The organism is Shewanella sp. GXUN23E (assembly GCF_050865035.1).
GTDB lineage: Bacteria > Pseudomonadota > Gammaproteobacteria > Enterobacterales > Shewanellaceae > Shewanella.
The window spans coordinates 55,354-67,506 of sequence record NZ_JBOZWP010000008.1; the positions used below are offsets into that span (position 1 = coordinate 55,354).

Here is a 12,153-nt window from a genome sequence, read left to right on the forward strand (position 1 = left end):
ATGTTAACGTCCTTGCTCATATGAAGTTCACTCGCTCAACCGCAATGTGGACGAGGAATATTGATAAGGATATTGGAATGCACATAAGAACAATTTTACCGGTTTTACTTCTACTGGTCGGCGGCTGCTCTTCGGTGCCCAGCGTTAAGCTGACACCGGAATCATTCAATCAATTGCAAACAGCGAGGCTGGAGTCAGCACCGGACAATAATCTCATGTTACAGGCAATCAGTACGGTGGATGTGGTGCCGACCGGGGTTGGCACAGGCGTGACAGGTTCGGCCGGAGATGGTCGGGGAGTGAGGACCTTTGCGCTGCAGTTTATGGACAGGCATCAAATCAGTTTAAATGAGCTGGTACGTACCCAATTTGAAGAGAAACTGCGCGCCGATAACCTTGCGTTGCGTATTACTGACGGGTCGCCCAACAGGTTGGTACTGACATTGAACGTGGTGGTTCTGGGCATGAATGAAACATGGTCTTTCTGATGAATTTAATGCCCTGTTTAACATTGCCGGCCAACTTTATGACGCCAATGGGCAATTGATCTGGTCCTATAACGCGATCCCCATGCCACCGGCTCCCGGCTATTCCGCCACGGCAGAGCAAATGTTTGCTTCTAAAGAAGCGATGATGCATTACCTCTCGGCGGCCTCGGAACCCATGGTTGAAAAGCTGTACAAACACTTCAGCAAGGAACTGAAAAAGAAAGACAGTTAATACCTGTCATTCAACACGAATATCCACTGCGTCTGCCGATAAAGTTGCTTGAGTAGAAGCTCAAAACAGCAGGTCACTCGCGGACGTTCAGACCTGCCACGACACATAAAAAACCGGTCAACAATGACCGGTTTTTTTATTGCTATAAGGTGCGCTAGCAAATGCTTACTGACAGGCGACGCCCACAGAAGAGAATGCTGCAGTTACATCTGCCACTGAGTAACCATAATCAGCCGCAGCACTTTCTACCCCACAGGCGCCCTGATTGAAGTTACTGGTGGGTGACCAATACATCTGGTTAGCCAGTACGAAGACGTCAAAGGCTTTGTGCGTATCCCAACCGGCTTTACGGGCCAGCAGGTAGAAGGCCTTGTTGTACACCCCGGATGAGTAGTGAACATCCATGCCTGAGCTGTAGTTGGACGCGTGACCAATAGAGCGACCATCACGGGTTGGGTCATCCATATAACGCAATGCACCGTTGCCCTTGAAGATGTCATAGCCTACCAGCCAGTCGTTGCTGCCACGCATATAATACTCGGCCGCTTCACCCGCCATATCCGAGAAAGCTTCGTTCATGCCGCCTGACTGAGCACTGTACTCCAGGCCGGAGTTCTGCTCGGTAAAGCCGTGGCTCACTTCGTGGGCTGATACATCCAGACTCACCAGCGGATAGAAGTAGCTGGCACCGTCACCGAATGACATGGCGCGGCCATCCCAGAAGGCGTTTTCATAGTTGCGGCCATAGTGCACACGCATTTCCAGCTGGAAGGTCAGTGGCGCAGTGTTATACCAGTCCTTGTACATGTTGAAAATCACGCCACCAAAGTAGTGAGCGTCGTTCAGTGGCGAGTAAGCGCCGTTGATGGCACGGTAAGTGTTTTCAGGGCAGGTGAAGGAGTACACAGTGCCGCGACGGGTGCTGTTGGCCATGTCCACTGTCTTCACATCGGCGTTGCTCATGGTACACACACCGCCGGATTCACCCACAGCCAAAGGACCGAAATCACTGCCATAGTAGTACTGACCAATCTTGGCGTTGCCACCCGGACCCGTGGCATCAAATGGCGTAGTTGAACCACCACCGCCACCACCGCCGCTTGGCTTGCCTTTGTTGACCTTACCCGTCATCAGCTCGTTCCACTGACGAATGATCTCGCCACTGTTGGCATCCACCAAACCGGCCGGACGGGAAATTTGATTATTGTTTTCACTGAGGAAAGACACACGATATGCCAGTCGCGGGGCATCGCCGTCGGCCAACACTACCAGCTCCACATCTTTGTGACCCGAAGTCAGCGATCCGGGAAACGCTTTGTTCAGCGCGGCAATGGCCTGGCCCTGAGTGATACCCGGCTTAACGCTGAAGTCAGCATCAATGTTGACAGCACTGCCAGCAACTGCACCATTGGAAGACACCACCAGATGGTGCCCGTACACTTTTACACCGTTGAAAAATTGCTGTTGTTTGACTTTCTCGTGCCCTGCAGCCGTCTTGAAGGACTTTCCGGGCGCAAAGCTGTGCCCTTTTGCCAGTCCCATAGATTGAGCCAGAGAGTTCTCACCTGCCTGCAGCGAGCCGGCAACCATAAGTGCCAGTGCCGCTGGAATAAAGGTATATGCTTTCATGTCTTCTGTTCTTCCTGTGTCATTGTTATATCCGGAATTTACACTCCGGTTTTTGCAAGCTGCCATAGCGCTTTGGTCAACTCAATACTCAGGATGGAATAATTTCACATTTGATTCACACTTATTTCATCTTGTAACACTTCGTTTTGTAAACCTATAGTCGTAGCAGTCAAATACCGGAAAATAGAAAAGCCAAAGCGTAACTACTGTGTGATGTTGTGGAATTCAACTTCCAGGTGATTCAAGTTATCCACGCCTCTGTCGCCTTTAGGGTTTATCAATTACGCCGCTCCCTTTAGCAAACGGTGTAAAACCAACCAAGCATCGCTGTAATTGGCACTCAAACTGCATGATGTGGATGTCGCCAAAAATTTGGCTGTTTGTATACTTGAGATAATCGTCTCTCCTGCAACTGGGCGTAAACATGAGTTTTTTTATTGCAGAAGTCTCCAGCAATCATCATAAAGATCTTAAGCGTTGCTTCGAGTTTATCCGGGCCTCCGCCGCCATTGGCTGTGATGCGGTTAAATTCCAGCTGTTCAAGATAGACCAATTATTTGCACCGGAAATACTGGAGCGCAGCGAAACACACAGGCGCCGTAAAGAGTGGGAACTGCCCCTCAACTTTTTACCCGAATTAAAACGTTGCTGCGATGAATACCAGATCCAGTTTTCCTGCACCCCTTTTTACCTGCAGGCTGTTGAGGAGCTGGCTCCCTATGTCGATTTCTTCAAAATCGCTTCTTACGAGCTGTTGTGGGATGAACTGCTTATCGCCTGTGCCCGCACAGGTAAACCATTGGTGCTTTCCACCGGCATGGCCAATCTCGAAGAAATCGATCACGCAGTGGATGTTATTAAACAGGCCGGCTGCACAGATCTGACACTGCTGCATTGTGTATCTGCTTACCCTACGCCTGAGTCTGAATGCAATCTATCGGTGCTGGATACCTTCAGACTACGCTATGGAGTGAAAACGGGCTGGTCAGATCACAGCGTATCTCCTGCCGTGATAAATCGCGCAGTGAACCGTTGGCAAGCGGATTGTATTGAATTTCATATTGATTTAGACAAGCAAGGTGCTGAATATCAAGCAGGCCATTGCTGGTTACCCGAACAAATGCAGCTCGTTATCAGCGAATGTCGCAAAGGCGATATTTTGGATGGTAATCCCGGCAAATGGCTAGCACCGAGCGAAGCGGCAGATCGCGACTGGCGAGCCGATCCCAGCGACGGTCTTCGTCCACTGCAACATATCAGAAGTACATTTGGAGTAACTCAATGACCTCCCCTGCTATCAAGGTCGCTGCTGACGCAGTGATTCAATTTCTTTCTGCCCAAGGCATTACGGCGCTGCACAATTACCCGGGTGGCACCATCGCCCCCCTGCTCGACGCCTGTCACAGATTTAATGTTAAAGTGTATACCTCCAGGCACGAGCAGGGTGCCGGATATGCGGCGCTTGCTCAGGCCAAACTGACAGGCCTGCCCGGTATAGTGGCGGTCACCTCCGGGCCAGGTGTGACCAATGTGCTGACCCCTATCGCCGATGCATTCTTTGACAGTCTGCCTCTGCTGGTATTAACCGGACAGGTAGGTACCTCAGATTTAACCGGTAACAAATCCGTTCGCCAATCCGGTTTCCAGGAAGTGAACACCCCGGCACTGATGACGTCCATTACCAAAGCACAATTCCAACCCCAAACGGTCGCAGAATTGGTTGAAGCCCTGCCCAAAGCCTGGCAAATCGCCAACGAGGGACGGAAAGGCCCAGTGTCTATCGATTTGCCAATGGATGTTCAACGTGCAGCATTTGACAGTGTCATCGTGGCCAGTGAGACGTGTGCCCCAGTAGACTGTGACATTAATCCTTTCATTGACGAGCTGCTCTGCGCCATCAAAACAGCGTCTAAGCCATTGATAATATGTGGCAACGGCATGGCGGATGAGAAACATGCGGACCTGCTTGCCAGCATTCGCAAGCAATGGCCGGCTCCCGTCAGTCATAGCCTGCTCGGCATAGGAACTCTTGATTCTCAAGATCCCGGGAACCTTGGTTTTCATGGTCATACCGGCAGCCAGATAGCCGGTAAAGCCATTGCTGAATCGGATCTCCTGCTTGTTCTGGGCTCCAGATTAGATGTTCGACAAACCGGCACCCTGAAAGCGGATTTTGCCGCCAATGCACGCATCTTCCGGGTTGATTTCGATATCAATGAACTCAGCCACAGCCGTATTGCCCATCATCACGGCGTTTGTTGCGAACTTGAGCCTGTACTGCGAGCACTTAACCATGGCCTGACTGACTGCACACTACCAGTCCAAACCCTATGGCACCAGCAAATCAATGATTGGCGCGCCACACTGCCCTGGCCATATCCCAGCTATCCCGGAGCCATGCCTCAGGCGGTGCTTGAATACCTGAGCGACAAATTGCCGCAAAATACCATAGTCACTACAGGCGTAGGAGCTCACCAACACTGGGTTGCAAGACATTTTCGCTTTGCCCTGCCCGCGCGGCGGCTACTGACATCAGCTGGCCATGGCACCATGGGTTATGACCTGCCATCTGCCATCGGTGCGGCCATTCACGCGCCTGAGTCCACTATCCTCTGCGTTGCCGGTGATGGCTCATTTCAGATGAATATTCAGGAACTGGGCATGCTCAAAGAGCTGGGACTGCCGGTAAAAATTCTGGTATTGGATAACCATCGATTGGGGCTGGTGTCTCAGTTCCAGTTAATGAACTGGGACACTGATACCGCCTGCGGCGATAAACAATCCCCTGATTTCAGCCTAATCGCCAAAGGCTACGGCATAGAAGCGATGCATTGCGGTTCAAAAGATGATTTGCAGGCCTGTCTGGATCGCTTTGTCGAGATCAGCTCACCGGTATTACTGCATCTGGAAATCGACCATCGTCACGATGTACTGCCGATGCTTCTGGGCGGCCAATCCACAGATAAGATGTGGCCTTACTATGATATGCAGGGTAATCCGTGCCATGGAGCAGATTATGAATAAGCTTGTGCTGATCACAGGCGGTAGCCGGGGCATAGGAGCTGGTCTTGCCGCCGCCTTTGCCGATGCAGGCTATCAGGTTGCCATCACCTACTGTCACAACAAATCCGGTGCAGACTCTCTGGCGTCAAGATGGGGCGACAGAGTTGCGGCGTTTGCGTTGGATCAAAGCAACCCAGAGAGCATTAACCAATGTGTTACAGACATTGAAACACACTTCAAACGTCCAGTAGAGGTGCTTATCAACAACGCCGCCATCGCTCAGGAAAAGCCCTTTGGTGAAATTACTGCCGATGACTTCAGCCTGATGATGAACACCAACCTGAGGGGGCCTTTTCTGCTGGCGCAAACCTGTATTCCCGCCATGCGTGAACACAAATTTGGCCGCATCATCAACATCAGTTCTATCGGCGGCCAATGGGGTGGTTTTAATCAGGTACATTATGCAGCGGCAAAAGCCGGTTTGATCAACCTGAGCCAATCCATCGCCAAAATATATTCAGCAGAGGGTATTCGCGCCAACACTATCGCCATTGGCTTGGTGGCTACGGATATGACAGCCGGCGAGCTCAATACCCCTGCAGGCCAGAAAAAGGCTGCCGCTATTCCGGTGGGTCGCCTCGGCACTGTAGATGATATTGCCCGGATTGCGCTATTTCTTGCGTCGAAGGACAGCGACTATATCAGTGGACAAACTATAAACGCCAATGGTGGCATGTACTTTGGTTAAGGAACTTCCATGAAAAGACTCTGCTTTCTCTGTCAATCTGAGACTGAAGTCATTTTTTCTACCACCTGGGTACTTCCCGGTCTGGCCCCCAGAGAAATCGGCTTCTCAGTCTGCCCCGAATGTGGCAGTGTCTGCCAAAGCCCGTCAGTCAGCTTCGATGAAATGATGACCTTCTACAGCTCTATGGCGGTCTATACCAATCCTGGCCGCCAAGAGAAGCCCACTGACGCCAAAGTCCGGGATCTCGATGAACAAATTCAGTTTATCCGCCGCGGGATAGGGTATCTGCCCAACTCCGCACTGCAGATTGGCAGCTCCGATGGCTACACACTGTCGCGATTTCGCGATGCAGGCGTTAAACGGGTATTGGGAGTCGAACCAGGTACGGCCTCTGTCGAGCTTGCCAAGCGGTTGTACCAAATTGACTGCATCCATGACAGTGCGGAACAATTTGAAACCAATGAGCAGTTTGAACTGATCATTCTCACCCACGTGCTGGAACATCTCTATCAACCTCAGATGACATTAAAAAAATGTCGCCAACTGCAGCAGCTGCCCACTGAAGGATTCATCTATGTAGAAGTGCCGCTCATGGCCAAACCCGCCAGTTTATGTCCGGGATTCTTCTCATTTGAGCACATCAATTATTACACCCGGGACAATCTGGTACGAAGCTTAACTGATGCAGGCTACTCAGTCGTCTCTCTGGTTGAGCATTACAACAGCAATCTGTCCCCCATCATTGGCGTACTGGCCAGTACCCGTCCTCAGTCCCACTGTGATGAGTTCGTTGCCAATGTTGTTGGTAACCGGGCCATATTACAGGATTACCGAGCCAAAGAAGTGGCCTACTGGCAAGGATGCCTGGACGCTATATTGCCGCAACTGCAACAGAGTAAACGCATATTTCTGTGGGGTGCAGGTATCCATACCAGCCAGATCGTTGCCAATACCACGCTACTGGCAGATTGCAAGATCAACGGGCTGACAGATACCTCCAGTCTGAAATGGGGACTAAGACAGGGAGACTGGCATTGTCAGGCACCTGACAGCATTGACTGGCAACCCGGAGACTGCGTCCTGATCTCTTCCTACGCCAGTGAAAAAGAGATATTCGATGCTCTGCTATGGCTCAGAGACATAGGCGTGACAACTCTCCGACTGCACAATGTCGATGACACCCGGAGCCACTGATGACCAAAAACATCTTGATTGTTGGCGCCGGCATTGAAGCCTGCGAGGGTATACGTATCGCCAAAGCAATGGGATTGGGACTGATTGTCGCCGATGGTAATCCTGATGCCCCCGGCTTCGATATGGCCGATTGGCGAATTGTGGCCAGCACCTACGATGGTAAAGCGATCCTCAATGAGCTCAGCACGCTTATCGAACAGGGACTCAAGATCGATGGTGCCATTGCCATGTGCGCCGATGTGCCCATGAGTGTTGCCATAATTACCAATGCACTTGGGTTACCAGGACTGTCACTTGAGTCGGCTTTTTGGGTCTCAGATAAGCTGGCCATGAAAGATCGGCTGAAGACTTACGGCGTGCCTATTCCCAACTATGCCGATGTATCTGACATCTCGATTCTGGCGCAGCGCGCTGCTGAACTTGGATTACCGCTGATTATCAAGCCAGTGGACAGCCGCGGCGCCAGGGGCGTGCAGTTAATCGAGTCCATGGAAATGTTGGAACCGGCCTGGCACATTGCCGCCGCCGAGTCGCCCACTAGCAGAGTAATGATCGAAGAATACTTGCCGGGGCCGCAGTTCAGCACAGAAACTCTGGCCAGCAAAGGCCACTACTTCACCTTGGGATTTGCCGACCGTAACTATGAGTGGCTTACGCGAACCAAGCCCTACATCATTGAAAATGGCGGTGATGCCCCAACGGCATTGAGCCCAAAGCATAAGGCCGAAGTCATCAGTGTCCTTGAGCAAGCCGCACAGGCGTTGGCTATCACTCAAGGCGTGATCAAGGGAGACATGGTATACACCCCTCAAGGCGCCAAGGTGATTGAAGTCGCTGGCCGCCTGTCAGGAGGATTTTTCTCTACCACTCAAATACCATTGGCAACCGGTGTTAACTTTATCGAAAAAGCCATCAAACTCGCGCTCGGCGATGATCTTAGCCCGGATGAGGTTACGCCGGAAAAAACGCAGGCAGTCGCCATCCGTTACCTGGATTTGCCCTGTGGTGTAGTCGACAGCATTGAAGGAATGGCTGATGCGAACGCCGCGCCCGGCGTCGAACTGTTAAAACTGTTTATTACCCCAGGTAGTCAAGTACAGTCCCTCTCCAACCATACTCAGCGATCCGGGTTTGCCATCGCAGTCGGAGACAGCAAACAACAAGCTATTACCCGCGCCAATGACGCGCTGGCACTAATACGTGTCAAATTCAGGAAGCAATAACATGGCCACGGCGCTCTATACCGTTTTCCATCTGAACCTGGCCTTTTCATCCATAGAGGTTGAGCAACATGCTGCCGTTGTCAGCCAATGTTACTGGCCATTGCTCAAGTTGGCTCAAAACGGCATTCCCATCGGCATAGAAATGACTGCCTATACACTGGAAGCGGTTCAGGCCGTTGATCCGGACTGGGTCCATGAATTCAGACATCTGATCCATGAGGGCAAGTGTGAACTGGTGGCCAGTGGCGACAGTCAGATTATTGGCCCTCTTATCCCGGCGGACGTTAACCATGTGAATCTTCGTCTGGGCCAAGACAGCTATTACGCTATTCTGGGCACTCGTCCCACCCTGGCGTATATCAATGAGCAAGCGGTATCTGCCGGATTGCTTGATGTGTATATTGATGCAGGATTTGAAGCCATAGTGGTGGAATGGGATAACCCATATTCACATCACCCTGAATGGTCTAAAGAACGCCTCAATCAGCCCCAGTTGCTGAAAAGCGCCGGCGGCAGAACGATCAAAGTTATCTGGAATCATGCCATCGCATTTCAGAAATTCCAGCGCTATGTTCATGGCGAACTGACGCTGGATGACTATCTACATTATTTGGTGAAGGTCAATCGCCCCGGTATGTTGGCCTTTCCTGTTTATGGCAGCGATGCCGAGGTCTTTGATTTTCGCCCCGGGCGTTATCAAACCGAAGCGGCGCAGGTAAGTGGCGAATGGCAACGCATCAACCGCTTGTTTAGCACACTGAATGATATGGACAATTATTGCTGGATGCCGCCATCTGCACTCTTGCCTCTGTGCGACCCAGCCACGCCTTTGGCCTTGACCAACGGCGAACATCCTGTATCGGTGAAAAAACAAGCCAAATACAATATCACCCGTTGGGGCTTGAGCGGCCGCAACGACCTGCAACTCAACACCCAGTGTTATAAGCAATTGGCCACATTGAGAGCTGCTGAGCACGCATATGACGATGACTGGCGTGCCCTTTGCCGCCTCTGGGCCAGTGACTTACGTACTCACCTGACCGAAAAGCGCTACCATAGCCTGCCAAAAGCACTCGAGAAAAAAGGCAGTTGTGAATTTGCCTCTTGGCAGGATACCGCAGGCGTTGAAATTCGCTACGACTCCGAACGGCGGCGATTACAGGTTCGCACAGACACTGTACAGCTGCGTCTCAATGGCAACCGTGGCCTGGCGATCGAAAGCCTGGCTTTCAAATCTCAGGACTTTACGCCGGTTATCGGCACCCTCTCCCATGGCTACTTTGACCATATCAGTTATGGTGCAGACTTTTACTCAAACCATTTATTGATGGAGCGATTCCGAGACCGTGACCGGGTCACAGATCTCAACCGGGTCGATTATCAGCTTGGGCAACAAGGTGAACATCCAGTGATTTACTGCAAACAAGCACTGAAGACCGGCATCATTACCAAATGGTATCGACTTGAACCTGACGCCATCCACACCGGCATCATTTTCGACGATACACACAGACCGGAAGCATCTGTAAGACTGGGCTTTATCACACTCCTGAACTGTGGGGACAGAGCCTGGTACCAAACCCACCTGGGAGGAGCCACCGCAGAATATTTTCAAATCTCGGCCGATATGGATCAAGGAGCACCTGTGTCCTCACTGGTCTCGGCCTCAAGCGCTTTGGGTGCGACTGGCGGAGAAATTTGCATTGGCAGCGGCCAGTATGGCGTTCGTATCAGTTGGGATCCGGCCCTGTGTGCAGCCTTGCCAATGCTCTCCAGCAAGCAAATCAATGACAGTTATCTCAATCGACTCTGGTTTTCACTCGCCGAAGCCGATGAAACATTAAAACAAGGTGGACAGCTGCTTGATTTCAGTATCTGCATCACGCCACAAAGGCAACCTTAATGTCTAAAACCCTCGCAATTATCGGCGCCAGATTGAACTCCAGCAGGCTGCCAGGCAAACATCTCCTGCCTCTCCCGGCAAATAGGGAAGGAGACAACTTGCCGATGATAGGTCATCTACTTAAACGCCTGCAGAAATGTCAATGCATCAATCTGATAGAGTTGGCGACCACAAATGATGACTTTAACCGGCCACTGATCCGCTGGGCAGATGCAAACCAGTTGCTCTGCGAGCCATTTGATGGTGATGTCAATGATCTGATGGGACGATTGGACAGTGTTATTCAGCGTCATCAACCTGACTACATTGTCTATATCTGTGGCGACTGTCCGTTAGTTGACCCTGAGTTTATCGACCATGCACTCAGTGCCCTGCAGCAATCAGACTGCGACACCATAGCGCTGAAGCCCAATATTGAAAGTATTCATGAAGGGATGGCGTTTTATAGCTTGAACGGTTGGCAAAAATTGCTGGCGGCCAGTCAGACTGATATGACCAGGGAGCACGTAGGGTATGCAGATAAGCTCACCCCTGTGCTAGATAAACTGCTGATAAATGACAGTGCCGATTACTCCTCGGTGCAACACAGGATCTCTGTTGATACCCCCGCTGACTTCCACTTTATGGAGGAAATCTATCGGCGTTGGTATTCACATCATGCTCCCGCCAGTACAGTTGAGCTGGCTTGGGTGGTATCTGAGTTGCGAAACGACGCCTGGCTGCGGCAGCTCAATGCTCACGTCACGCAAAAATCACCGGAAAAAAAATATTCAAAAGTGTCACTTTATTGCCACTGCAGCCAACAAGTTGGACTCGGACACCTCAAACGCTCCGCCATGCTGGCCGAAAGTCTTCAGGAGCACCTTGGGGTAGGCACTTCGCTGATTGTACAAGGCAATCCGCTGGAACTGTCTTGGTTATCCACCTCTGTGACCTGGCATCACACAGAAAGCGATTGGCTCTCGGCCCTGACCGAAGATACCAATAGTGTGATTATTTTGGATTTACATCCTGACTTTGCTGACATGGAGTCCATCCAGCAGCTGTGCGCACAGAAAAAAACAGCCGGAACTCAGTTTGTCGCTCTGGACAAGTTATCCAGCTTGCTTCCCTGGGTTGAGTTACTATTTGTGCCCAGTTTTTACACCGAATTAGATGACCCAAAGGTCAGCGCTGGATGGCAAAACTACTTTATTCAGTCCAAACGTGGGACAGACAAACAGGATCTTATACTGATTCTTACTGGCGGAAGCGATGCGCTTGGATACGGTGAAAAATTACCTGATGAGCTGCATCAGGTATGCGATCCTGACTGGCAATATATCTGGGTTCAGGGCCCTGCTGCCAAAGATCCCAAAATCCCAAAGCGCAGTATCATTGAACGCCATGTCAACCCTGACAATCTGCCAGAACTCATCGCCTCTGCCAAAATCGTGATGACCTGTTATGGTTTAACGCTGTTTGAAGCCATGGCTCAGGGGGCTGCCGTCATTCTGCTGCCAACAGCGGATATATGTAGCGAATCCGAAAAACAAGCATTAGCCTGCTATGACGCTGTCATGATCAGCACAACGTTGCAGGAAAGCTGTCATATGCTGCAACGGCTTCAACATGATCCAATGGAAATCACCAAATTAGCAAACCAATCCAGCCAATTGTTACGACATAGCAATGGATTGACGAGACTAACAAAAGCCATAGAGGCACTGCTTAAGCAATAACTTGAACAGACT

General features: G+C 51.0%; 10 protein-coding genes. 9 read left to right on the forward strand and 1 reads right to left on the reverse strand.

The window, feature by feature from the left end; translation table 11 throughout:
- Nucleotides 1-77: 77 nt before the first annotated feature.
- A complete protein-coding gene (locus ACRRUX_RS09365; protein WP_432529507.1) occupies nucleotides 78-488 on the forward strand; it encodes a hypothetical protein in 411 nt (136 codons plus the stop codon).
- Nucleotides 469-720 carry a hypothetical protein gene (locus ACRRUX_RS09370; RefSeq protein WP_432529509.1) on the forward strand — a complete coding sequence of 84 codons (252 nt, stop codon included), beginning with the start codon at nucleotides 469-471 and terminating at the stop codon, nucleotides 718-720. Before ACRRUX_RS09365 ends, ACRRUX_RS09370 begins: the two co-directional genes overlap by 20 nt.
- Nucleotides 721-885: 165 nt before the next feature.
- On the opposite strand, the gene ACRRUX_RS09375 is transcribed toward ACRRUX_RS09370, so the two are convergent.
- Nucleotides 886-2,349 carry a M4 family metallopeptidase gene (locus ACRRUX_RS09375; RefSeq protein WP_432529510.1) on the reverse strand — a complete coding sequence of 488 codons (1,464 nt, stop codon included), beginning with the start codon at nucleotides 2,347-2,349 and terminating at the stop codon, nucleotides 886-888.
- Between the two features lie 424 nt (nucleotides 2,350-2,773).
- On the opposite strand from ACRRUX_RS09375, the gene ACRRUX_RS09380 reads away from it, so the two are divergent.
- Genes ACRRUX_RS09380 through ACRRUX_RS09410 form a run of 7 tightly spaced genes read left to right on the forward strand, consistent with a single transcriptional unit; the run spans nucleotide 2,774 to nucleotide 12,141 of the window.
- Nucleotides 2,774-3,634, forward strand: coding sequence for an N-acetylneuraminate synthase family protein (locus ACRRUX_RS09380; RefSeq protein WP_432529511.1), 861 nt, complete (start codon nucleotides 2,774-2,776; stop codon nucleotides 3,632-3,634).
- The gene (locus ACRRUX_RS09385) at nucleotides 3,631-5,373 is read left to right on the forward strand and encodes a thiamine pyrophosphate-binding protein (protein WP_432529512.1); all 1,743 of its coding nucleotides are present in this window, start codon (nucleotides 3,631-3,633) and stop codon (nucleotides 5,371-5,373) included. Before ACRRUX_RS09380 ends, ACRRUX_RS09385 begins: the two co-directional genes overlap by 4 nt.
- Nucleotides 5,366-6,100 carry an SDR family NAD(P)-dependent oxidoreductase gene (locus ACRRUX_RS09390; protein WP_432529514.1) on the forward strand — a complete coding sequence of 245 codons (735 nt, stop codon included), beginning with the start codon at nucleotides 5,366-5,368 and terminating at the stop codon, nucleotides 6,098-6,100. Before ACRRUX_RS09385 ends, ACRRUX_RS09390 begins: the two co-directional genes overlap by 8 nt.
- A 9-nt stretch (nucleotides 6,101-6,109) precedes the next feature.
- Nucleotides 6,110-7,294, forward strand: coding sequence for a class I SAM-dependent methyltransferase (locus ACRRUX_RS09395; RefSeq protein ID WP_432529516.1), 1,185 nt, complete (start codon nucleotides 6,110-6,112; stop codon nucleotides 7,292-7,294).
- Complete coding sequence (locus ACRRUX_RS09400; protein WP_432529518.1) at nucleotides 7,294-8,517, forward strand: ATP-grasp domain-containing protein; 1,224 nt, start codon at nucleotides 7,294-7,296, stop codon at nucleotides 8,515-8,517. The genes ACRRUX_RS09395 and ACRRUX_RS09400 overlap by 1 nt, the downstream gene beginning before the upstream one ends.
- 1 nt (nucleotide 8,518) lies before the next feature.
- Complete coding sequence (locus ACRRUX_RS09405; protein WP_432529520.1) at nucleotides 8,519-10,420, forward strand: glycoside hydrolase; 1,902 nt, start codon at nucleotides 8,519-8,521, stop codon at nucleotides 10,418-10,420.
- Nucleotides 10,420-12,141 carry a cytidylyltransferase domain-containing protein gene (locus ACRRUX_RS09410; protein WP_432529522.1) on the forward strand — a complete coding sequence of 574 codons (1,722 nt, stop codon included), beginning with the start codon at nucleotides 10,420-10,422 and terminating at the stop codon, nucleotides 12,139-12,141. Before ACRRUX_RS09405 ends, ACRRUX_RS09410 begins: the two co-directional genes overlap by 1 nt.
- Nucleotides 12,142-12,153: the final 12 nt, after the last annotated feature.